General features: G+C 69.0%; 26 protein-coding genes. 10 read left to right on the top strand and 16 right to left on the bottom strand.

The window, feature by feature from the left end; genetic code table 11:
- The first annotated feature begins 63 nt into the window (after positions 1 to 63).
- Positions 64 to 1,338: a BNR repeat-containing protein gene (locus AB2U09_RS14465; protein ID WP_459193433.1), complete on the top strand. Its 1,275-nt coding sequence runs from the start codon at positions 64 to 66 to the stop codon at positions 1,336 to 1,338.
- 30 nt (positions 1,339 to 1,368) lie between these two features.
- Here AB2U09_RS14465 and AB2U09_RS14470 read toward each other — a convergent pair whose 3' ends face one another.
- Both AB2U09_RS14470 and AB2U09_RS14475 read right to left on the bottom strand, forming a co-directional pair.
- A complete protein-coding gene (locus AB2U09_RS14470; RefSeq protein ID WP_459193434.1) occupies positions 1,369 to 2,337 on the bottom strand; it encodes a transcriptional regulator in 969 nt (322 codons plus the stop codon).
- A gap of 236 nt (positions 2,338 to 2,573) precedes the next feature.
- Entirely contained in the window at positions 2,574 to 3,008 is a 435-nt protein-coding gene (locus AB2U09_RS14475; protein WP_459193435.1) for a hypothetical protein, read from the bottom strand.
- 131 nt (positions 3,009 to 3,139) lie between these two features.
- Between AB2U09_RS14475 and AB2U09_RS14480 the strand changes: the two genes are divergently transcribed.
- The gene (locus tag AB2U09_RS14480) at positions 3,140 to 4,411 is read left to right on the top strand and encodes a TiaS agmantine-binding domain-containing protein (RefSeq protein WP_459193436.1); all 1,272 of its coding nucleotides are present in this window, start codon (positions 3,140 to 3,142) and stop codon (positions 4,409 to 4,411) included.
- Between the two features lie 60 nt (positions 4,412 to 4,471).
- Here AB2U09_RS14480 and AB2U09_RS14485 read toward each other — a convergent pair whose 3' ends face one another.
- On the bottom strand, positions 4,472 to 4,888 hold the full coding sequence (locus tag AB2U09_RS14485) for a VOC family protein (protein ID WP_459193437.1): 417 nt from the start codon (positions 4,886 to 4,888) through the stop codon (positions 4,472 to 4,474).
- A gap of 184 nt (positions 4,889 to 5,072) precedes the next feature.
- Between AB2U09_RS14485 and AB2U09_RS14490 the strand changes: the two genes are divergently transcribed.
- Positions 5,073 to 5,297 carry a hypothetical protein gene (locus tag AB2U09_RS14490; RefSeq protein WP_459193438.1) on the top strand — a complete coding sequence of 75 codons (225 nt, stop codon included), beginning with the start codon at positions 5,073 to 5,075 and terminating at the stop codon, positions 5,295 to 5,297.
- A 4-nt stretch (positions 5,298 to 5,301) separates the two neighbouring features.
- On the opposite strand, the gene AB2U09_RS14495 is transcribed toward AB2U09_RS14490, so the two are convergent.
- The 4 genes from AB2U09_RS14495 to AB2U09_RS14510 form a co-directional block, all read right to left on the bottom strand.
- Positions 5,302 to 5,856, bottom strand: a complete 555-nt coding sequence (locus AB2U09_RS14495; protein WP_459193439.1) for an NUDIX hydrolase — start codon at positions 5,854 to 5,856, stop codon at positions 5,302 to 5,304.
- Entirely contained in the window at positions 5,853 to 6,965 is a 1,113-nt protein-coding gene (locus AB2U09_RS14500; RefSeq protein ID WP_459193440.1) for a pyridoxal-phosphate dependent enzyme, read from the bottom strand. The genes AB2U09_RS14495 and AB2U09_RS14500 overlap by 4 nt, the downstream gene beginning before the upstream one ends.
- A gap of 134 nt (positions 6,966 to 7,099) precedes the next feature.
- Complete coding sequence (gene citZ, locus AB2U09_RS14505) at positions 7,100 to 8,236, bottom strand: citrate synthase (protein ID WP_459193441.1); 1,137 nt, start codon at positions 8,234 to 8,236, stop codon at positions 7,100 to 7,102.
- A gap of 415 nt (positions 8,237 to 8,651) precedes the next feature.
- The gene (locus AB2U09_RS14510; RefSeq protein ID WP_459193442.1) at positions 8,652 to 8,954 is read right to left on the bottom strand and encodes a DUF7536 family protein; all 303 of its coding nucleotides are present in this window, start codon (positions 8,952 to 8,954) and stop codon (positions 8,652 to 8,654) included.
- A gap of 100 nt (positions 8,955 to 9,054) precedes the next feature.
- Here AB2U09_RS14510 and AB2U09_RS14515 point away from each other — a divergent pair, with 100 nt between their 5' ends.
- Positions 9,055 to 10,011: a succinylglutamate desuccinylase/aspartoacylase family protein gene (locus AB2U09_RS14515; RefSeq protein ID WP_459193443.1), complete on the top strand. Its 957-nt coding sequence runs from the start codon at positions 9,055 to 9,057 to the stop codon at positions 10,009 to 10,011.
- Positions 10,012 to 10,158: 147 nt separating this feature from the next.
- On the opposite strand, the gene AB2U09_RS14520 is transcribed toward AB2U09_RS14515, so the two are convergent.
- The 3 genes from AB2U09_RS14520 to AB2U09_RS14530 all read right to left on the bottom strand — a co-directional run bounded on the left by AB2U09_RS14520 (position 10,159) and on the right by AB2U09_RS14530 (position 13,345).
- Positions 10,159 to 10,641 carry a dihydrofolate reductase gene (locus tag AB2U09_RS14520; protein ID WP_459193444.1) on the bottom strand — a complete coding sequence of 161 codons (483 nt, stop codon included), beginning with the start codon at positions 10,639 to 10,641 and terminating at the stop codon, positions 10,159 to 10,161.
- Between the two features lie 46 nt (positions 10,642 to 10,687).
- Positions 10,688 to 12,118: an MATE family efflux transporter gene (locus tag AB2U09_RS14525; protein WP_459193445.1), complete on the bottom strand. Its 1,431-nt coding sequence runs from the start codon at positions 12,116 to 12,118 to the stop codon at positions 10,688 to 10,690.
- Positions 12,119 to 12,184: 66 nt separating this feature from the next.
- Positions 12,185 to 13,345, bottom strand: coding sequence for an ATP-binding protein (locus AB2U09_RS14530; RefSeq protein WP_459193446.1), 1,161 nt, complete (start codon positions 13,343 to 13,345; stop codon positions 12,185 to 12,187).
- Between the two features lie 134 nt (positions 13,346 to 13,479).
- On the opposite strand from AB2U09_RS14530, the gene AB2U09_RS14535 reads away from it, so the two are divergent.
- Both AB2U09_RS14535 and ilvA read left to right on the top strand, forming a co-directional pair.
- The gene (locus AB2U09_RS14535; protein ID WP_459193447.1) at positions 13,480 to 13,734 is read left to right on the top strand and encodes a gamma-glutamylcyclotransferase; all 255 of its coding nucleotides are present in this window, start codon (positions 13,480 to 13,482) and stop codon (positions 13,732 to 13,734) included.
- A gap of 7 nt (positions 13,735 to 13,741) precedes the next feature.
- Positions 13,742 to 14,953: a threonine ammonia-lyase gene (gene ilvA / locus AB2U09_RS14540; protein WP_459193448.1), complete on the top strand. Its 1,212-nt coding sequence runs from the start codon at positions 13,742 to 13,744 to the stop codon at positions 14,951 to 14,953.
- A gap of 20 nt (positions 14,954 to 14,973) precedes the next feature.
- On the opposite strand, the gene AB2U09_RS14545 is transcribed toward ilvA, so the two are convergent.
- Positions 14,974 to 15,192 (bottom strand): hypothetical protein, encoded by a 219-nt coding sequence (locus AB2U09_RS14545; protein WP_459193449.1) that lies wholly within the window; start codon positions 15,190 to 15,192, stop codon positions 14,974 to 14,976.
- Positions 15,193 to 15,497: 305 nt separating this feature from the next.
- Here AB2U09_RS14545 and AB2U09_RS14550 point away from each other — a divergent pair, with 305 nt between their 5' ends.
- Entirely contained in the window at positions 15,498 to 15,743 is a 246-nt protein-coding gene (locus AB2U09_RS14550) for a BolA family protein (RefSeq protein WP_459193450.1), read from the top strand.
- A 102-nt stretch (positions 15,744 to 15,845) separates the two neighbouring features.
- Positions 15,846 to 16,001 (top strand): hypothetical protein, encoded by a 156-nt coding sequence (locus AB2U09_RS14555; protein ID WP_459193451.1) that lies wholly within the window; start codon positions 15,846 to 15,848, stop codon positions 15,999 to 16,001.
- A 155-nt stretch (positions 16,002 to 16,156) separates the two neighbouring features.
- On the opposite strand, the gene AB2U09_RS14560 is transcribed toward AB2U09_RS14555, so the two are convergent.
- A complete protein-coding gene (locus AB2U09_RS14560; RefSeq protein ID WP_459193452.1) occupies positions 16,157 to 17,332 on the bottom strand; it encodes a DUF7118 family protein in 1,176 nt (391 codons plus the stop codon).
- Between the two features lie 4 nt (positions 17,333 to 17,336).
- The gene (gene hisI / locus AB2U09_RS14565; protein ID WP_459193453.1) at positions 17,337 to 17,702 is read right to left on the bottom strand and encodes a phosphoribosyl-AMP cyclohydrolase; all 366 of its coding nucleotides are present in this window, start codon (positions 17,700 to 17,702) and stop codon (positions 17,337 to 17,339) included.
- Between the two features lie 228 nt (positions 17,703 to 17,930).
- Here hisI and AB2U09_RS14570 point away from each other — a divergent pair, with 228 nt between their 5' ends.
- The gene (locus tag AB2U09_RS14570; protein ID WP_459193454.1) at positions 17,931 to 18,527 is read left to right on the top strand and encodes a hypothetical protein; all 597 of its coding nucleotides are present in this window, start codon (positions 17,931 to 17,933) and stop codon (positions 18,525 to 18,527) included.
- A 43-nt stretch (positions 18,528 to 18,570) separates the two neighbouring features.
- Complete coding sequence (locus AB2U09_RS14575) at positions 18,571 to 18,834, top strand: hypothetical protein (protein WP_459193455.1); 264 nt, start codon at positions 18,571 to 18,573, stop codon at positions 18,832 to 18,834.
- A 3-nt stretch (positions 18,835 to 18,837) separates the two neighbouring features.
- On the opposite strand, the gene AB2U09_RS14580 is transcribed toward AB2U09_RS14575, so the two are convergent.
- The 3 genes from AB2U09_RS14580 to AB2U09_RS14590 form a co-directional block, all read right to left on the bottom strand.
- Entirely contained in the window at positions 18,838 to 19,887 is a 1,050-nt protein-coding gene (locus AB2U09_RS14580; RefSeq protein WP_459193456.1) for a prepilin peptidase, read from the bottom strand.
- A 187-nt stretch (positions 19,888 to 20,074) separates the two neighbouring features.
- Positions 20,075 to 20,464, bottom strand: a complete 390-nt coding sequence (gene fer / locus AB2U09_RS14585) for a ferredoxin Fer (protein WP_459193457.1) — start codon at positions 20,462 to 20,464, stop codon at positions 20,075 to 20,077.
- A gap of 142 nt (positions 20,465 to 20,606) precedes the next feature.
- On the bottom strand, positions 20,607 to 21,806 hold the full coding sequence (locus AB2U09_RS14590) for an inorganic phosphate transporter (protein WP_459193458.1): 1,200 nt from the start codon (positions 21,804 to 21,806) through the stop codon (positions 20,607 to 20,609).
- Positions 21,807 to 21,875 lie beyond the last annotated feature (69 nt).

Here is a 21,875-nt window from a genome sequence, read left to right on the forward strand (position 1 = left end):
AACGCCCCCGCACTCCCTCGCGCCGACCCGAACTATTACGTCGGCGTCGGAGGTAGAGCGGGCATGCGACCGCCGACGGAGCGCAGCGCCGTCTCCGCGCTCGACGTGGCCGCCGTCTGGGCCGGTCATCCGGTCGGGTTCGACCTGCTGACCGTCGCCGGCCGCCAGTTCCTCGCGTTCTACGACGCCGAGCGACGGCTGACCGTCGCCCAGCGCGACCTGGACGAGGAGGAGTGGACGCAGACGACGCTGGACGAGCGCGTCGAGTGGGACAGCCACAACGACGTCGCGCTGGCCGTCGACGCCGCCGGCCACCTGCACGTCAGCGGGAACATGCACGTCGACCCGCTGGTGTACTTCCGGAGCGCCGAACCGCTGGACGCGACGACGCTCCGGCGGGTCGATGCGCTCGTCGGCCGCGACGAGGACGCAGTCACCTATCCGACCTACCTCGACGGTCCCGATGACGACCTCGTCTTCATGTACCGCGACGGCGGGAGCGGCGACGGCCGGCGCCTGCTGAACGCCTACGATCCCGAGACGGAGACCTGGCGAAGACTCCTCGGCGAACCGCTGCTGGACGGCCGGGGCGAGAAGAACGCCTACCCGACCGGGCCGGTCCGCGGCCCCGACGGCGACTACCACCTCGCGTGGGTGTGGCGCGACACGCCCGACGCCGCCACGAACCACGACCTCTCGTACGCCCGGAGCCCGAACCTCGTCGACTGGGAGCGAGCGGACGGCAGAGCGCTCGACCTGCCGATCACGGTCGACGACGGCGCGGTGGTCGACCCCGTTCCCGCCGGCGACGGCCTGCTCAACAGCAACGTCGCCGTGGGCTTCGATACGGCGGGGCGCCCGGTCCTCTCGTATCACAGGCACGATACCGACGGACACATGCAGGTCTACGACGCGCAGTTCGACGGCGAGACTGACGAGTGGACGATTTGCCAGATCAGCGACTGGGACTACCGCTGGGCGTTCGGCGGCCACGGCACGCTGGACGACGAGATTCTGGTCGACCCCGTCCGCGTCGCCGCCGACCGGCTCGTGCAGACGTTCTGGCACACTGAATACGGCCCCGGCCGCTGGGTTCTCGACTCCGAGACGCTCGCCGTGGAGCGGACCGAGGTGCCGTGGCACGGTCTGCCTGAGGAGGTCCGGCAGCCGACGGACACCGACCACGAAGTACAGTGGGTCACGGACGCATCGAAAGCAGGAGACAGCGACGACACGCGCACCTACGCACTGCGCTGGGAGACGTTGCCGGCAAACCGCGACCGAGCGCGCGAGGAACCACCCGAACCGGCGACGTTGCGACTCTACGCGTTCGAATAGCGGTCGCGGAAGAAGCGGGCGGAGCCGCGGTTACGCCGAGCTACCTTCGATGTCGGCGCGCTCGCGGATGAGGTCGCGGAGTTCGTCGGCCTCCCGCAGGTTCTCCATCTCCGACTCCTCGATGATGGCGGTGCCCTCGACGGACTCGCGGGTGGCGCGCTCGACGACGTACACCGAGCGGGTGCGAGTGACCTTGCCGACCGAGGACATGATGCGGGCGCGCTTCTCGGCGGTCTTGTTGAGTTCGGAGTGGCCGGTCAGCATCTCCTCCTCGCGGCTCTCGTTCTCGCTGACAGTTTTGAACGGCGCCCGGTCCGTCGGGTGGACGTCGAAGCCGACGCGGGTGAGGACGGCGACGATGGGCTCGTCCTCGGGGTCGACCTCGGGGTCCTCGGGCGTCGGCTCGTCTTCGCGGACCTCGTCGGCGCCGTCGAGGACGTCGACGGGCGCCGTGAGCGGCTCGTCGAACAGCTCTTCGAGCTGGCTGGCGACCTCGACGGAGGCGTCCATGCCGTCCTCGTACTTCGAGACCGTCCGCCGGGAGACGCCGAGTTCGTTCGCCAGTCGCCCGAGCGACCAGTCGCGCTCTTCGCGGGCGTCCGCGAGGACGTCGCTGTCGATGTTGACGTAGAGGCCGCCGGGCGCGGCGTAGATGAGCGGCGGGACCTCCTCGACGAAGAGATCCATCGCCGTATCGGGCGAGAGGACCGGGACGCCGTGGCGGAAGTACGTGACGCCCGGTTTCAGCTCCTCGTCGCGCGTCCGCAATCCGATGACCATCGGTGTGGCGCCGAGATAGGTACCGAGGCGGCGCATCTCGGCGCCGGTGTGGCCGTCGAACGCGTCGATGTTGCCGAGGATCTTCACGAGGAGGACCTCCTCCCCGCGGCGGGCCGCGACGTCGAAGCTCTTGGGCCGGATGGCACAGCGCTCGCTCACCACGAAGCCCGCGTCCTCCAACATCGCGGTGACGTTGCCGACCAGTGCCGACCGTGACATACTACACGGTAAGTACGTCACCGCATATATGCGTTGTGCCCACCGTAGAACTTCCGTGCGCGGCGTTTTCGCGGCCCGATCAATAGATTCATATAGAGTTTGACCGGGGTCGTACGCGTCGCCGGCGACGCCGTCTCACGGCCGGACACCCGCCGGATCGTCCCGTTCGGGAGACGGAGATCCGGCCTGCCTTCCCCGCCCGGCGGTGACTCAACCGGGTCTACGGGGACCGGTCGTCAGTTCCCGTGGACCGCCCGTCGACCGAGAGCGGCGAAGACGCCGACTCCTCCAAGAGCGGCGAGTATCCAGCCACCGACCCCGACGAGATATCCCGGGAAGTTCAGTCCTTGGTCCGTGTGCCAGACGCTGACCCGGTAGGTCGCGTTCCCGTCTCTGACGTATTCGGGAACCAGATCGACAGGCCGACTCGGCAGTTCCACCGACGAACCAGTCTGGTCCGCGCTCCGACTGACGGCGTCGGCGGTCGAATTCGCCAGGGACTCGATCGGCCTGACGTCGGAGTCATCGGGTACCGCCTCTTGGTCGACTGCCTCGGCCTCGACGTAGTACGTCGCGCCGTCCGAGACGCTGACCACCCCGAACGTCGGGAGAGCGATCCCCACGGTACCGACCACGACGAGTAGGACGGCCGCTATTTCCCACTGGCGCATGTCGCGACGGTCGCTTCCGTCCGGCAAGTGTTTTCCGGGCATCAAGAACGATCGCGCGGGCGACATCGCCGATTGATTCGGTCCAGTCCGATGCCGAAACCCGTTACTGTCTGAACCGAGTACCGGCGTTCGTGACCGTCATCGGCCTCGACGACACCGATTCCCGCGAGCGCGGGATGTGCACGACGTACGTCGCCGCCACGCTCGCCGACCGGCTCCGGGAGGCCGGCGCGAGCGTCGACCGACGGGTCCTCGTCAGGCTCAACCCCGGCGTCGAACACAAGACCCGCGGGAACGCCGCGCTCGCCGTTCACACGGACGCGACGCCGGAGCGCGCGCTCGCTCTCGCGCGCGAGCACCTCGATCTGGCCGAGGTCGACGACCCGCGGACGAACCCGGGCGTCGTCGTCGCTCCCGGATCGCCCGCCGACGTGCCCGAGGACGTGGCCGCGTTCTCGCGTGCGGCCGTCCGCGACTACCACGAGATCGACGACGCGGTCGAACTTGCCGCAGATGCGGGCTACGAAACCGCTCACGCTGGAAACGGTCGCGGGCGTATCGGCGCCCTCGCCGCCGTCGGCGCGTGGCGCGCGTTCGACGACTGGACCTACGAGTGCATCTCCTACCGCGAACGCGAGCGCTGGGGGACCGAGCGCGACGTGGACCACGAGTCCGTCTTCGCAGCGGCCGAGCGGGCCTACCCGGACGCCTGGGACACCGTCGATCGCGGCGAGGGCTACCCGGTCTGTGTCCCGCGGACGCCCTGTCCGATCCTCCACGGGATCCGCGGCGACGACCCGGAGACCGTCCGGTCGGTGGCCGAATCGATCGAGGGCGAGCCGGTGGCGAGCCGCGCGCTGTTCGTGACGAACCAGGGGACTGACGCGCACCTCCGGTCGGTCGACGGCTTCGGCGCGGCCGCCGACGGGCGAGCCTACCGCGTCGACGGCGAGGTGGTCGAATCGCCGGAGACCCGGGAAGGCGGCCACGTGTTCTGTACGGTGCGAAGCGACGACGGCGAAGCGCTCGCCGTGGCGGCCTTCGAACCCACGAAGCGCTTCCGGGACCGCGTGCGGGCGCTCCGCGTCGGCGACCGCGTGACCGTCTGCGGCGAGGCCAGCGGCGGGACGCTGAAACTGGAGAAATTCGCCGCCCGGGAGCTGGTGACGACCGAGCGAGTGAACCCGACGTGCCCCGACTGCGGCCGGTCGATGAGTTCTGCCGGCGCCGGACAGGGGTATCGCTGTCGGGACTGCGGCACGAGCGCCGACGAGAAGGCCGAACGGGCGGTCAAGCGGGATCTCGAACCGGGCTGGTACGAGGTGCCGCCCTGCGCCCGCCGCCACGTCGCGAAGCCGCTGGTCCGCGGGGGATTCGACGCGCCGACGCACCCCGAGCGGTAGCGACGCAGGACGAAAGATGTCAGGACGACAGTTCCGCCAGATCGGTCGGTTAGTCGGTGCTTACGCGTCGAGCACTTCGATCAGGTTGCCGTCGGGGTCGCGGAGGAAGAGGATGGTCGTCCCCGTCTGGGTCGTCTGCGGTTCGCTGACCGTCTCCACGTCTTCGGGGAGGTCCGCGTAGAAGGCCTCGACGTCGTCGACGCCGAAGCCGAGGTGTTTGGCACCGTGGTCGTTGACGCTGTCGGCGACGGCCTCGCCGCCCTCCGGCTCGTACTCGACGAGTTCGACGCGGGTGCCGTCACCGTCGAGGTGGGCGAACTGGCCGGTCGCGTTCTCGACGCCGACGCCGGTCGAGAACGACTCCCCGCCGGACTCGAACTCGGCGAGGACTTCCAGATCGAAGACCTCGGTGTAGAAGTCGACGGCGCGCTTCAGGTCCGCGACGGTCGTTCCGGTGTGGTGGACGCTTCCGGGCATGGGCGGGTGGGCGGCTGCCGGCGGGTAAACGGTATCGGTCGACGGCCGACGCGACCGGCGCTCGACCGAAGCGACGGCTATCGACTCAGTTCCGAAGGGGAAAGAGTGCCTAATTTGCCGTTAAGCGGCGCCGAACGGGGGTAGTAAACTCGTAACAATGATCGGCGAGTGCGTCGGGTCAGGTATGGCAGAGGAATCCTCGGAGTTCCGTGACGGGCGCGTCGTGATCGGGCCGCCGCCGCCGCCGACCGCCGCGCCCGACGACGTCCTGCCGGCCGTCGTCCGGACGCGCACCGACGACAGCCGCCGCTACATCCTCTACTCCGACGCACCGGATCGGGAGGGCGTCGCCGAGTCGCGCCTCTCCGTCGACGCCGACGTGGTGATCGAACGCGAACTCTGGCGGTAACGAGTTACTCCCCCGCGAGATCTACCGTCTCGCCGCGCAACCGTTCGACCGCCGCCTCGATCCGGTTGCGATCGACCGACCGCACGGTATCGCGCTTCTCGCGAAGCGCCGCGAACGGCCAGAACCGCGCGTCGCTGGCTTCCGCGCCGGCGACGACCGATCCGCGGGTGTGCTCGCGCTCGACGGCGAAGGTGATCGAGAGGTACGAGCCCGCGTCGGGGTCGTCCATCTCGAAGCCGGTCCGGACGAGTTCGAGCGCGTCCGGGTCGACCGACAGCCCGGTCTCCTCTTCGAGTTCGCGCGCGGCGCCGACCTGCGCGGACTCGTCGACTTCGAGGATGCCGCCGGGGACCGCCCACGCGCCCACGTCCGGCGGAATGGCCCGCTCGATCAGGAGCGCGGCGTCGCCGTCGAGGACGACGACCGCGCCGCCCGGCACCGGATTCCGGTAGACGAACGAGCGACACTCCGGGCAGTACCGCCGGTCGCGCCCCTCCGAGCGCCGCGTCTCCAGCGCCGTCCCGCAGTACGGACAGTAGCTGGCCGGTCGCTTGGTCATCCTTTCAATCCCGTCCCCGTCAGCGCCACGACCACGTCGTCGTCATCCGCGACGACTCCCCGTTCGCGGAACGTGGCCAGCGCCGCGGTCGCCGTCGCGCAGGTCGGTTCCACGTGAAACCCCGCCCGCGCGAGGCGGTCGTGTTCGCGCTCGGTCGCCTCGGTACCGACCGCGACGGCATCGCCGTCGGTCTCGTGGATCGCCGCGAGGATCTGATCGCCGCGGGCCGGCTCGCGGATCTGGATGCCGTCGGCCGCGGCGTTCGGCGGTGCGTCGGATTCGGGGGGCGCATCAGCGTCGGCGTCGTCCCCGCTGTCACCGAGTGCGTCGGCGATCGGCGCCGCGCCGGTGGCCTGCGCGCCGAGCAGTTTGGGCATCCTGTCGGTCCACCCGGCCTTGCGGAGCGCCCGGAAGCCGCGGTAGGCGCCGAGCAGGAGCGTCCCGTGACCCAGCGGCGTGACGACGGCGTCGGGCACGTCCCAGCCGCGCTGAGCGGCGAGTTCGAGTGCGAACGTCGCCGTTCCGCGGAAAAAGGCGGGGTTCCACGCGTGGCTGGCGTACCAGCCCTCGCCCGCCTGCACCGCCTCGACGCAGGCGTCGGTCACGTCGCCGCGCGAGCCCTCGACTCGCACGACGTCGGCGCCCGTCCGCTCGATGGCCCGGAGTTTGCCCGCCTTGGCGTCCGCGGGCACGTAGATCTCCGCGTCGATGCCAGCGCGAGCGGCGTACGTCGCGATGGCGAGGCCGGCGTTCCCGGAGGAGTCTTCGAGCACCCGGTCGACGCCGAGTTCGGCCGCGCGCGAGACCGTCAGCGCCGCGCCGCGGTCCTTGAAACTCCCCGTCGGGAAGATCGATTCGAGTTTGAACTGAGCGTCCCACTCGGGCGCGTCGACGACGGGCGTCCACCCCTCGCCGAGCGTCACCGCTCGTTCGGTATCGAGAAACGGTTCGAACGCCCCCAGCCCGCGGTCGCGATCGAAATTTGCGGGCGGGTCGGCGTCGGCCGGAAGCGGCTGGTTCGCGTAGTCGAGCGCGTGGCCGCACTTGCAGCGCCAGGGCGCGTCGGCCTCGTCGGCGTAGGTCCGACCGCAATCGCCGCAGGTGAGCATGGATCGTTCCTCGGGTCGGGCGACTGTGTAGGTGTTGATCGGCGAGTGCGGCGGACGACGAACCGCGAGGAGACGAGAAAGAGCGTCGACGGCAGTAGAGGGGTACAGGGGATCGCCGCGACCAGCGATCCGCGTTACCGCTCGTCGACGTCGACGAACTCCAGGTCGCGGGGGCCGGTGTAGCGGGCGCGCGGGCGGATGAGGCGGTTGTCTTCGACGTACTCGACGGCGTGGGCGATCCAGCCGGCCGAGCGGCTCATGGCGAAGATGGGCGTGTAGATGTCGATGGGGATGCCCATCTGGTAGTACGTCGACGCCGAGTAGAAGTCGACGTTCGGGGCCAGGCCCTTCTCCTCGGCCATGTACTCCTCGACCTTCGTGGAGTACTCGTACCACTTCGGCGTGCCGGCGGCCTCGCCGAGCTCTTGGGAGCGCTCGCCGAGGATCTTCGCGCGGGGGTCCTTGACGTTGTAGACGCGGTGGCCGAACCCGGAGATGCGCCGGCCCTCCTCCAGCGCGTTCTCGACCCAGCCGATGGGGTCGCGGTCGCTGTCGTCGACTTCCTTGAGCATCTCCATGACGTCCTGATTGGCGCCGCCGTGGAGCGGTCCCTTCAGGGTGCCGATGGCCGAGGTGACGGCGCTGTGCAGGTCGGAGAGCGTCGAGGCAGTCGTGATAGCGGAGAACGTCGAGGCGTTGAGCCCGTGGTCGGCGTGAAGCACCAGCGCCATGTCGAACGTCTCGGCGAGGACGTCGTCGGGCGCCTCGCCGTTGAGCATGTAGAGGAAGTTCGCCGCGTGGTCCAGGTCTTCGCGGGGCTCGACGGGGTCCTGTCCGTCGCGCATGCGTGTGTACGCCGCGAGGATCGTCGGGATCTTGGCGACGATGCGTCGGCCCTTGCGGAGCGTCGCTTCCTCGTCCGTCGCGGGGGCGTCGGCGTCGGGGTCGTAGGCCGAAAGCATCGAGACCGCCGTGCGGAGCGCCGCCATCGGGTTCTCGTCGGCGGCGGCGAGCTGGCCGACGGTGTCGAGCACGTCCTCGTCGACGGCCCGCTCGGCGACCATCGAGTCGGTGAACGAGTCGAGCTCGTCGGCGTCGGGGAGTTCGCCGTGCCAAAGCAGGTAGATGACCTCCTCGTAGCTCGCGCGTTTCGACAGGTCCTCGATGTCGTACCCGCGATAGATGAGTCGGCCCTCGTCGCCGTCGATCTCGCTGAGTGCGGATTCGGCGACGAGCACTCCCTCGAGCCCTTTCCGTAGCTCGTCAGTCATACCGCCATTCTTGTTCTGGCCCGGCCAAAAGGGTTACCGTTCGCAGGTGGACGCGTACGGAATCACCGAACGTCTTTCTGCACGAACGTCGATCGATTCCCCTCCCTCACCCGTTCGAAATCCCACGTCTCCGTACCCGACGCTGTGAGACTGTGGAGTTTCAGTCGTCGATATTCGATTCGACGTTCGTCTTAATTCGCGGGTACGGGTACCGATCCGTTCGATTCTCACGAACAGAGGCCCAGTTCAGAAGATGCCGTCCGATCTCCGGCCGTATATCGTCTCTATCGGCTATCAAGCCGTGGTCGAATCCAGCACGAAGGGCGGCCAGCGGACAGGCGACCGGGACCACCGACCGGTGGACGAGCAGGGTGGAGGACCCGTCGACCAGCGGACAGCAGCCCCGAGTTCGGCGTCAGAGTTCGCGCGAGAGGCGGACCGCGCGGCCGAGCGTCAGGAGGAACGCGACGAGGCCGGCCGTCGACATCGCGAGGACGAACCCGAGCGCGACGTACCACAGCGGGAAGAGCCGGGAGTCCGGGAGGACGACGAGGCGGACGACGAAGGCGGCGAGCGCGAGGGCGACGCCGACGGCGAGGCCCCACTTGGCGTTGCGGCGGACGCGCAGTGCGGCGACGAAGGCCGCACGGCCGCTCTCGGGCGGTTCCGCGTCCCGTCCGCCCGGCGTCGACTCGCCGTCCGGTCGCTGGCCGACCATGCTCGCGCTTCGGACAGGACGGGCAAAGACGCGTCGATCGGTCCTCGGCGCCGCGCGGCGACCGAATCGCTAAAGAGACGCGGGTTCTGCAGTTGTGATAATGACGACGCTCGGTACGGCCCAGGCGGCGCCCGGGGAGATGGACACGGGCCGGCTGCCGGTCGGCGAGGCGCGCGACGGGACGCAGGTCGGGCTCCCAGTGGCGGTCATCAACGGCGCCGCCGACGGGGACACCCTCTACATGCAGGCCGCGAGCGACGGCGACGAGCTCAACGGCGTCGGCGTCATCCAGCGGGTCGTCCCGCAACTCGACCCGCAGGAGATCGCGGGGACCATCCTCGTCGTCGGCATCGTCAACTACCACGCCTTCCAGGTCGCCGAACACCGCAACCCCATCGACGACACGAAGACGAACCGCGCCTACCCCGGCGACGAGACGGGCACCTCCACCGAACGCATCGCCGCGGCCACGTTCAAGGCGGCCCGCCGCGCCGACCTCATCCTCGACCTCCACCAGGGGTCGACCTCGCACATGATCGAGGAGTGCCGCGTCCGCTGCGGCACGCGCCACCGCCTCCACGACGCCTGCCTCGAACTCGCGAAGGTCTTCGACTGCGGGTACGTCCTCGACCAGAAGGGACCGGACGGCCAGCTCGCCCGCGCCGCCCCCGACGAGGGCATCCCCACCATCGACCCCGAACTCGGCGGCTGCGTCGGCTGGGACGAGCAGTCCATCCAGACCGGCGTCGAGGGCGTGTTCAACGTCCTCTCCTACTACGGCTTCACCGACGGACAGGTCGACCTGAACCCCCAGACCCGCGCCAACGGCTTCGAGCAGTACGGCGCTCCCGCCGGCGGCCTCGTCTCCCGCCGCGTCGACCTCGGCGAGCGCGTCGCCCGCGGCGACGTCCTCTTCGAGATCACCGACGCCTTCGGCACCGTCAAGGAGACCGTCACCGCCGATTCATCGGGAGTCTTCTGGCGCGCCCGCCGGCTCCCGCAGGTCGCCACCGGCGAGTACGTCTGTTCGGTCGGGACCGACGTGGACTCCTACTAAACCATCTTTTTCGCGGAGGGGTTCCCGCAGGTCGCCTCTGGCGACCTGCGGGAACCCCTCCGCCAAAAACATGGGTGAAAAAGGCCGAATTCGCGCGGAGCGCGAATTCGGTGAACCGGCGCCGAGGGCGCCGGATGCTGGATACCGCTACTCAGTCGCTTCTCTCCGCTCCCACGTCTCCACGGTAAAGTTCTCGTACTCCTCGGTCTCGACGAGGAGCCAGTCGTTCTCGTCGAACTCGGGATAGTAGGTGTCGCCCTCGTACTCGCCGGGGACGCGCGTCAGGACCATCCGGTCGAGGTGGGGCTGGAAGAGGTGGTAGATGGCGCCGCCGCCGAGGACGTACGCGCGGTCGGCACCGATCGAGTCGAGGACGTCGACCGCGTCTTCGACGCCGCCGGCGTGGTAGGTGTCCTCGCGATCCCACTCGCGCTCGGTGCGACTGAGGACGACGTGGGCCGACCCGGGCGGGTCGTCGAACATCTCGTAGGTCCGCCGGCCGAATATCGTGGGGTGACCGGCGACCCGCTCGCGGTACTGCTTCTTGTCCTCGGGCAGGTTCCACGGCACCTCGTCGCCCTCGCCGATGACGCCGTTCTCGGCGACCGCGGCGACCGATATCAGATCCATACCGCTCGTTCGAACCGGGAGCCAATAACGGCCCCGCCGCGGGCCGTCAGTCCGTCGGATCCGGATCGGCGTCTGAGTCGCCGTCGACCCCGTCCGTCCCCCCGTCGACGCTCCCGCGGGCGTCCATCATCGCCGCCGCCTTCGCCGCCCAGTCGCCGCGGGCGAACCCCCAGGCGACGACCGCGAGCGCCCAGTACAGGTGGAGCGCGATGCCCGCATAGATGCCGACCACCCCCCACGCGAGGACGACGCTCGTCAGGTAGCCGAGCCCGAGCTGGAACCCGAGCAGGGCGGTCGTCTGCGCGACGAACGGCGTCCGGGTATCACTGCCGCCCTGGAGCGCCCCCGAGAGCGCGAGATAGGCGCCGATCGCCGGCGCGGCCAGGGCGTAGGCGCGGGCGAACCCGGTCGCGTACCCCGCCGTCGCAGCGTCGTTCGTGAAGAGCGTGACGAGCCAGTCCGCACCGAGGAAGAGCGCGACGCCGATGGCGCCCATGGTCACCACGGCGAGTACCGTAGTCGCCCACCCCTGAAAGCGGGCCGTCGCCACGTCGCCGTCGCCGAGGGACTGCCCGACGACGACGCTCGTGGCGGTGTGATACGCCCGACCGAGCGGCGAGGTGACCTGCTGGTACATCCGCCGGCCGATCTGGTAAGCGGCGTTGACGTCCGTCCCGAACGACAGCAGCAGGGCGTTGAACGGGAACTCCACCAGCGTCCGCACCAGCCCCTCGCCGATTCGGGGGGCGCTCACCGCGAGCAGCTGCTTCGCGATGACCGGGTCTTCCGGACGGGTGAACGACGCTTCTGTCCGCGAGCTCCAGATGGCGAGCGACAGCACGCCGGCGGTGAAGCAGTTGCCGGCCGTCGTCGCGATGCCGACGCCGACGATGGCGAGCCGCGGCGCGCCGAACAGCCCGAGTCCCAGGACCGCCGAGCCGGCGATGTTGAGGATCGAGGAGGTCACGTCGACGTACATCGGCGTCCGGGTGTCACCGGTGCCCTGCAGCGCGCGGGCGCCGACCAGCGCGACGTGTCGCGCCGGCGCGCTCGCGAAGACGACGGCGAGATAGGCGCCGCCCATCTCCGCGACGTCGGGCGGCGCGCCCAGCAGCGCGATGGCCTGCTCGCCGAACAGGACGCCGAAGGCGACGAACGGGACCCCCGAGAGCAGGCCGATGAGGATCGCCTGCGTGACCGCCTGGTCGCGGTTCTCGACGGCGTCGCTGCCCGTGTCCTGACTGGAGAGGGCGATGGCGCCGCTCCCGAGTCCGAGACCGATGCGGAGCGGGAAGCGAGCGTAGAGGTCGGCGAGACCGACCGCGGCGACCGCCGCCGGGGAGAACAGGCCGGTGACGACCACGTCGGTCGTCCGCATGAGCGTCCGGAAGACGTGCTGGATCATCATCGGCCACGACAGCGAGAGCACTCGCCGCCAGACCGCCAGCCCGCGCGTCCGGACCGACCCACTCGCCATGCCCGATCACTCGGACCCCACCCTGTTGAGAATGCCGGAACCCACCGCAGGCGACCGGTTCCCGGATCAGGATGACCAGGTCCCGGCCGCCCCCTTCTCGTCCCCGTCGTCCGCCGTTTCAGTGTCGCCGTCCGCGCGCTGGCTCTCGCCGCGCGTCTGCTGAGCCCTCTCGGCCGCGGGGAGCGCGACGACGAACTTCGCCCCCCGAGGGGACGCGTCGAAGATGCGCACCGTTCCGCCGTAGGAGTCGACGAGGGTCTGGACGATCTGGAGCCCGCCCGGCGTGGCCTCCTCGGGGTTCTCGAACAGGGCCTCGCGCTCGGACGGTGGGATGCCGGGGCCGTTGTCGCGGACGACCAGCCTGACGGTGTCGTCCTCCGTCTCGACGGTCACCGCGATTGCGGGCCGGTCGGCGTCGTTGTGTTCGACGGCGTTCTCGACGAGGTTGTCGACGACCGAGCGGAGGCCGACGTCGGCGACGACCGTGGCCGACTCCGGCAGGTCGGTCTCGACGGTCGCGTCCGTGGTCTCGCGGACCCGCGCTGCCACCTCCGCGACGACGGCCGACAGATCGACCGGTTCGGGGTCGGCCGCGCCGGTCAGGGCGTCCACGAGCCCCTGCGCGGTCTCGATGCGGTCGACGGACTTCGTGACCGTCTCGCGGATGGCGGTGGCGCTGTCGGCGACCGCGGGGGCCTCCGCGCCGGCCTCGATCCGCTGTGCGTTTCCGAGGACGACCTGCAGGTCGTTGCGCAGGTCGTGGCGGATGACGCCGTTGACGAACACGAGCGCTTTCGCCGTCCGTTCGGCCCGACTGGCCGTTATCTCGGCCCGGACGCGGTAGTAGGCGGCGGCACAGCCCGCGAGCCCGCCCACTCCGGCGGCGAGCAGCAGGGTGAACTGCGGTTCCGTCACGGCCCGACCCTCGACGGCCCTGATGACTACGCTGACGGCGAACGTTCCGGCGAAGAGGGCGGCCCCGCCCAGACACCAGCGGGCGATCTGCGCGGTGTGGTCCGGACCGAGGTCGGCGTTCCACAGCCAGTAGCCGGCGTAGACGAGCGCGAGCGCCGGCACTCCGTCGAGCGCGAGTGCACTCAACGGACCCGCGAGCTCGCCCACCGACGACGATTCCCGGAGGTGATGGATGGTCGCGGCCGCCAGCAGCACCGCACCGAATCCAGCCACCGTGACCGACCCCCGGTCGACGTCGCGGCGTCGATCCATGGTAGAGCGCAGGAGTGAACAAGCAAAAGCGTTCGCCGTCGGTTTTCGCCTCCGATCGCGATCGGCCCGGCCGCGCGGCGCCCGGGACATCCGCGCCGCAACGACGAACTGCCCCTACCTCGTCGGTGCGATCGATGCGTGCGTTCGTCTACGGGACGCTCACCGACCCCGAGCGGGCCGGAGCGGTGCTGAACGAGTTCGTCTACCGCGGGCCGGCCGTCCTCGACGGGCTCCAGCGCGTCGACGGCGAGTACCCGACGCTCGCGGTGACCCGGCGCCGTTCCGCGATTCCACTTTCACCCCGGACGGCTCGGGTTCAAGTACCATCGCGTTGCAGTGACTGGTGTCACACGCTCTTCCCCCTACATCTAACACGCCGCGAGCGGTAGTGCTGGCATGATCGAACTCGCGGACGTGCTGGACGCGCGCGAGCGAGTCGCGGAGACGGCCCGGCACACGCCGATCGACTACTCGCACACCTTCTCGGCGATGACCGGCGCGGACGTCCACCTGAAACTTGAGACGTTCCAGCGGACGGGGTCGTTCAAGATCCGCGGCGCGACGAACAAGATCGCTACCCTCTCCCACGAGCAACAGGACTCCGGTGTCGTCACCGCTTCCGCCGGGAATCACGCCCAGGGTGTCGCGCTGGCCGCGACACGCATCGGCGTCGACTCGAAGATCGTGATGCCCGAACACGCCCCCGTCTCGAAGGTCCAGGCCACCCGCAACTACGGCGCCGAGGTCGTCCTCCACGGCGCCGACTACGACGAGGCCGCCGAGCGCGCCCACGAGATCGAACGCGAGGAGGATCGCGTCTACGTCCACGCCTTCGACGACGAGATGGTGATGGCCGGCCAGGGCACCATCGGCCTCGAGATCCTCGAAGACCTGCCCGAGGCCGAGACCGTCGTCGTCCCCATCGGCGGCGGCGGGCTCATCAGCGGCATCGCCACCGCTGTCAAGGCGAAAAACCCCGACGCCCGCGTCGTCGGCGTCCAAGCCGACGGCGCCTCCAGCGTCGCCGACTCCCTGGAGAAAGGCGAGGTCGTCTCGCGCGACAGCGTCGACACCATCGCCGACGGCATCGCCACCCGGAAGGTCGGCGCGCAGACGTTCGAGGTGATCCGCGAGCGCGTCGACGAGGTCGTCACCGTCTCCGACGAGGAGATCGCCGTCGCGCTGACGACGCTGCTCGAACGCGGGAAGACGCTCGTCGAGGGCGGGGCCGCCGTCGCGCTCGCGGCCGTCCTCGAAGACGCGTTCGACTACGACGAGGGGGAAGTGATCGTCCCGGTCCTCAGCGGCGGCAACATCGACCTCAACGTCCTCACGACGGTCGTCATGCGCGGCCTCGTCGAGACCGGTCGGTACCTCCGCATCCGGACGATCCTCAAGGACCGCCCCGGCGAACTCGAGCGCCTCGTCGAGGTCATCAGCGAGTCGCGCGCGAACATCCACGCCATCGAACACGACCGCGCCGGCAAGGACGTCGCCATGAACGCCGCCGAGGTGGAACTCGATCTGGAGACTCGCGGCCCGGACCACGCCGAGGAACTGCTCGACGCGCTGCGCTCGCACGGCTACGACGTCGACGTGCTGGTGTGAGCGGATCGCGGCAAAGCGTGTCAGCCCCGGGATTCGAGCCGGTAGTACACCTCGAATCGTCGGTCGCAGCTGGGGCACTTCGTCGTCGACGAGCCGTCGGCCTCCGCGGCGTCGTCGACGACCGCGCTCTGGGCGGGCACGGGGACACCGGTCGCTCGTTCGCAGTTCGGACAGGGGACGACGTCCCCGGTGATCGCCCTGTCCATGCTCTCAGGACGGCCGCCGGGTGGACTGATCATCCAGTGGGAGGTACACGTCCAGCGGAAAGAATGTCGTCCCAAACCTGTTTGGAATTCGTGCTGACACAGCGATTGATCGGCGTCAGGACCGGTCGGTTAGAATCGAGGCGGCTCGGAGTCCCGTGTCGTCACAAGGGGCTCGGAGGGGTAACTAATCGTCATCGCCGCCACGCGGACGGTCGCGGCGCGGGCGTATGAATCCCTCGTCATCCCGGCCGGGACGCCGCGGGGGAGCGGTGCAGTGACAGCAGCGGCGGCGCGGGACAGTGACAAGCGTTTTTCCGCTCGCCCGCGTCGCTGCGAGCATGGAACTCGCCGACATCGAAGCGCTCATCGAGGAGTCCATCCCGGACTCGGAGGCGACGGTCACCCGCGCCCGCGGCGCGGACGACGACGACCACCTCGCCGCCACCGTCGTCTCGCCCGCTTTCGCCGACGAGTCGCTCGTCGACCGCCACCAGCGGGTCTACGACGCCCTCGACGAGCACATGACCACCGACATCCACGCGCTGGAGGTCGAGACCTACACGCCCGAAGAGCGCGAGGAGTAGCCTCGGACGGTCAGGAACGCCGAATGGCCGTGTGGTTGCGTGGGGGCCCTCACCGCTAATTATCACCAGAATATTCTCATGTCCGAGATATCGATCAGCTGTATGTCACACCCAGCATACCGCCTCGGGTTCCTGATTCTGGTATTCGGTGGATTCGTGTTTACGGCGGGGGGAGATCTCCTCACAGTCGGTGGCGCAATGATGGTGACAGGATTTCTCATCGCATTCGGGGGCGAGGCACTCTACGATGGCAGCTAGGGGTATCATACCCACCGCAGATTGTCCCCACCGTAGATGTTTGTCGTAGGGGTGCAAGACGCTACGAAGAGTCCTGTCGGGGGGCCGATATCGTGCTCGTCGCCGTTCGTCATGGGAGAAAACATTAGACTCTGCCGGGTCGTCCCGTCTTGCCGTTACAACGCCGGATACTCGTCCAGCGCGTCTTCCAGTCGCGCTTTCGCGTCGCGGCAGGCGTCGAGTTCGTCGTCGACTTCGCCGCTCGCGAGACGGTCGCGCTCCTCCGGGCCGAGTTGTGCGCGGGCTTGCGCGCTGTCGCGGAGGCGCTCGTAGTCGGTCTCCCGGGGCAACTCGCGCACGTCCCGCAGCGCCACCAGCGCCTCCTCGCCGCCCTCGACGTCGTCGGCGAACCGTGCGACGACGCTGGTCAGTTCGCGGGCGCGGAATCGCAGAGTTCCCGCTTCCGACGGGGGCCAGTTCACCGTCAGCGGCTCCGGGCCGAGCCGGCGCAGGTAGGTGCGCTGGGTCGAGACGTTGCGCTTCAGTGCGTCCGGGTCGTTCACGTAGTGGTCGAGCTTGGACTTCGAGTAGTCGGCGTACTCCAGCAGTTGGCCCATCGGCTCCGTGCCGGCCTCGTGGGTCTCGACGTACTCCCGGAGGTCCGCGGGCGGCGACTCGAAGTCCACCAGCGGGTAGGCCTCGGTCTTCGCGACGAACGCGAGGAGTTCCCGGGCGCTGGCGGAAGCGCGGAAGTCGGCGAAGGCGTCGGTCACGCGGTCGTTGTAGGTCTCGATCGGGTCGCGGAGGCGCTCGGTGGGGGCGTCCAGGTCCGCGTCGCCGAGCCGCTGGAGGGATTCGAGGTCGGCGATGCGGTCGGCGAGGGCGTCGATCCGGCGCTCGGCGGCGAAGCGGGCGTCCTCGTACTGCTTGCGGGCCTCGTTCCGGTCGTCGATGCGGGCCACGTCGTCGCGGACGGGTTCGAGCGCCGAGTGGACCTTCCCCCAGTCCGACTCGGTGAGCCGGCGCTGCTGGAGGAGGTCGTCGACGCGCTCGAACACCTCGCGGTGGCGGACGTCCTCGGGGAGTTCCTCGGTGACGGCGGCGATCTGGCTCTGGAACTCGATGAAGGTCTTGAAGTCGCCGTCGCCGGTCACCTCCTCCTCGTAGCGGTCGAACAGCGTCGTCAGTTCCTCGTAGGAGTCGGCGACGGCCCGCAGTTCCGACTCCCCGACGGCGTCGACGCGGTCGCGAGCGCGGTCGAGCGCGTCGCTGGCTTCCCGGAGGTCGGCGAGGAGGGCGTCCGCGGCGGCGCGCGGGTCGTCGGTCGCGGGGTCGAAGGCGGCGCCGCTCATCGCGCTACTCGTAGACCTCGTCGGGGTCGAACACCTGTTCGCCGACGACCTCGCCGTCGATGGTGCGGTGGAAACACGACTCGTAGCCGGTGTGGCAGGCGCCGACCTCCTGGTCGACGAGATAGAGGAGGGCGTCGCCGTCGCAGTCGACGCGGATCTCTTCGACGCGCTGGACGTGGCCGCTGGACCCGCCTTTCTTCCAGAGTTCCTCGCGACTGCGCGAGTAGTAGTGTGCGAAGCCGGTCTCGCGGGTGCGCTCGACGGCTTCGGGGGTGACGTACGCGAGCATGAGCACCTCCCCCGAGTCGGCGTCCTGGGCGACCGCGGGGAGGCGTTCCTGCTCGTCGAACGCCAGATCGATATCGCTCATACCCGCAACTGGGACCGACCGTCGAATAGGTCTTTTGTCGCCGGCGAGGCATCGGAGACCGAAACGGACCGGCGAGACGGACCCGGGCCGCGCCGGCGCGAGTCGACGAGACCCCCAGTCCGAGCGGTGAAATCGAGACGCGCTCTCCCGGCCGGAGGACCGAGCGTCGAACCCCCCACAGATGTCAGTGCAGAAGACCTATGTGTATATCATCGGGAAGTGGCACCTGTGTCTCCGACGCGTCGCGGAGTCCTGATCGGCCTTACGGGGACCGCGGCTTCCCTAGCCGGGTGTTCCACCTCGAGCAGCCCTGCTGATACACCGACCGAATCACGGACTCCCGTCTTTCGGGACCTCTCGATTCGCGGGCTTCCGGAATGCCCGCAACCCAGGGAGGAATTTCAGTCGGTAACTCCTGAGTCGATCGTAATGCCCGCGAACCCCGCAAGTCGGGAGTCAGCGGTCGAACGAGCGGTCCGCATCGAAACCGCATTCGTCGAGAATCAGGTGGTTCTCGACCGAGAGCCACCGACTTACACTCCCACCGACGGACGGACCAGCGAGACCGCGGTCCGCGACGCGTACCCCGATGTGACGGTCGGCTACGAAAGGAGAGAGACACTCCAGCACACCGACCGCAACTGGGTCGTTCACCTCCAGTACACGCGCCATCTCGACGACGATGTCGAAGGACGGTACACCGTCAACTACTATATCAGCGGATATAACGCCGCTCGTGCAGCAGTAGAGGGGTTCGAATATCCCGGTCCGCATCCGACCGACGAAGGCGTGTTGCTGAACTGTTGGGAGGGGGACGAGCCCTGACGAGCGCCCACACTTATACCGGACGAGGCACAACCCACGGTCGATGATCGGGTCGCAGATCCGGCGGTTCCTCGCCGCCTGGCGCGAGGAGAGCCGCGCGATGCAGGCGTTTCTCCTCTGGGACGCCGGGAACACCGTCGTCGCGGTCGGCCTCCTCGTCGGCGCGTTCGCACTGCTCGTGGCGACGAGCGCGCCGGGCTTCCAGCGGACGCCGCTGCTGGCGTACATCGCCGTCGCCGTCTGCTGGCTCCTCTCGATTTTCGTCATCGGACCCGTCTACGATCGGGTCGGCCCGGCCGAGTCCTGATAGTCAGACCAGCAGGGCGACGAGTTCGAAGAACAGGTCGCCGTAGACGAGGCTGACCAGGAGCGCGAGGAACATGGGGACGATGAAGGGCATCCCCGGCGATATCCAGACCTCCTCTTCGGCGACGAGCACGTCCAGCCCGTCGCGCAGCCCCTCCGGGGTCGTCCCGTAGGCCGACCGCTCGATGTCGTCGAGGAACGCCTCGGCGCCCCACGGGTCGTCGTACGCCGCTTCGTCGGCTTCGGCAGTCGTGTCGGTGCCGCCGTCGGTCGCGGCATCCGTCGGTTGCGTCCCGACCACGTCGTCGCCGTCGGGGATCGAGCCGTCGCCTGGCGGGTTGGGGTCGTCGGGGAGACTGGCGGGGTCGCGGAAGCGCTCCGGATCGGCGCGGACGGCCGCGAGCGTGGTTCCGCGCCAGCGCAGGTACATCCGGAGGGCGTCCAGATCGAGGCCGCGGCGGGTGAACCCCTCCGGCGTCTGCAGGAGCGAGCCGTACTCGGCGACCGCGTCGGCGGCCCGGATCGGCTTGCCGATGAACATGATCGGCGCGACGTGCCCCCAGACGGCGTTGCGGAACGTCACGAAGACGGGGTAGGCCGCGCCGACCAGCACCGTGTTCGAGAGGATGGTCAGCGAGAAGACGCCGACGGTCGTCCGGTGCAACGGCAGCGCCGTCGTCGGGAAGATGTACTCCGGGAACGTCGGGAAGAGGACCGCGAGGACGATCAGCGCCTTCGCGTCCGCGCCGCCGAAGCCGCCGAACCAGTAGAACAGGTAGCCGATGGAGCCGACCATGCCGAGCGACAGCGCCACCCGCAGGTAGAAGCGCTCGCGTTCGAGGAGGCCACCGATCATCGCGCCCGTCGAGGCGCGGTAGAGGTCCCATGCCAGCAGAGCGATGCCGAGCAGCGCGAGCGGGAGCCACGTCCGGTTGGGGACCCGGCGGGTACGGATGTCCCGGTACGCCGCCCAGCCGAAGACGGGGACGGCGACTAGCCGCAGCAGGTCCGGCGTGGGCGAACTCCTCAGCAACGTCGCCAGCCACTCGATCACGACCGGATGGGCGCGATGGAGTCAGTTAGTGGTTTCGACGCGACCGGCAGGCCGGCGGTCGATCGGAGGCGGCCGGAGGGGCGCGATCAGAGAGAAAGCGAGCTAGATCGCAGATCGAAGCCGTCGCTCACGGAGTCGCTCCGAAAAATCGGGTCGATCCCGATACTGTCGGTCTATGGTGGGACGATTATATGACGCGGTTCTGCAGGTAGTCGAGGTGCTTCGCGTTGTAAACGATCTTGACCTCGTCGGTGGCCGCGCTACCGATGCAGGTCAGGCGGACGTTCTTCTCCTCCACCTCTTCGTCGGAGAGGATCTGCTGCATGTCCATGTCGATGTCGCCCTCGACGGCGATGGCGGCGCAGTTCGCACACGCGCCGGCGCGACACGAGAAGGGCCAGTCGTAGCCCTGGGCCTCGGCGGCCTCGAGGATGTACTCCCCTTCGTTGACCTCGAGGGTACCGTAGTCCTCGTCGTCGAGGTCGGCCTCGGCGGCCTTCTCGAAGGTCTCATCGTCGTACATGTCCCAACCCTGGTCGTCCAGTACTTCGTAATTCAGGTACTCTACGGTGGGCATCACTTGCGAGGTTCGCCTTCCTGACTGTTAGACCTTGCTGTTTCCGCTACCCTCTCGACCCCTCGCTGGCAGGTTTTGCCGGCCGAGTGGCCACATTGGTGGACGAACGTCCGCACACGTTCGGTGACGATCGGGATCGCGCTCACAGCGACACGAACCGAAAGAGGAGAAACGACGCCACCGTCGCGATCCCGGGGACGACGTTCTGGAGGAAGATGACCCGCGCGGTCGTCTCCGGCTCGAACAAGTCGTCCGCGCGCGGGATGTCCTCGCCGTCCTCGTCGCCGATGGGCGGGGCCTCGGCCGGTTCGGGGTTCCCCCCTTCGCCCCCGACCGTCGGAGTGTCGGCTGCGTCCGCGGTCAGCGCGCCGACCGACACCTCCGGGGTGTCGCCCTGCCGCGCGTCCGAGAGCGTGACTGTTCGCGTGGCGCGGCCCCAGCCGAGCCCGACGATGCTCATCGTCGCGATGATGACGAAGCTCGCGGGGACGCCCAGCGCCGAGAGACCGGTGACGATGGTCGAACTGACGGCGGCGACGACTAGCGCGGCGAGCAGCGGCAGGTCCGTGAGGTCGTTGCCGACGGTGTCCATCGTCCGCCGCGCGATCGTGAACGCGCCGAGCCCGATAGCGCCGCCGCCGAGCAGGATGGCGGCGTCCATGCCCAGCGACTCGCTGCCGACCAGCGGCGCGACGGCGTTAGCGACGTTCGATGCGCCCGCCGAGAAGGCCATGTAGCAGCCGATGCCGACGACCGAGAGCGTGCCGATCAGCTCCCGGCGCGTCGTGTTCGGGCCGAGTTCCGGCCGGGGAACCGTCCCCGAGCGGTCGACGGCGACCAGCGACCCTTCCGTCTGGGTGACCGCGAACCACTCGACCAGCCGGGGGTAGTAGTAGCGGCCGACGACCGCGCTGACCCAGAACGCGAGCACCGGCGAGACGAGCCACCACGTGACGATCTGGCCCATCTCCGCCCAGTTGAGCGTCCCGCGGGCGAGCCCGAGTCCGGACATCGCGCCGACGGCGGTCATCGACGTCGAGGCCGGCACGCCGGCGACGTTCGAGAGGAACAGCGCGAGCCCGATGAAAAAGAGGACGCCGATGCTGATCTCCAGCGTGAACGTCGTCGTGACGATGTCACTGCCGAGCGTGTCGACGACCTCCCGGCCGACGGTCCAGCCGCCCAGTAGCGCGAAGACGGTCATCAACCCGGCCGCCGTGACCTTCGAGATGGTGTCGCTGCCGACGGCCGGGCCGAACGCGACGCCGGTCGACGACCCGCCGATGTTGAACCCGACGAAAACCGCGACAGCGACGCCGACGACGAGCAACACAGCGACCATGTCCAGATGGAGGACCACCGACAGGTAAAGCCTACCGACAGCGACGAGCGCCGCTTACACGATCAGCAG

The organism is Halosimplex yunnanense, assembly GCF_054504345.1.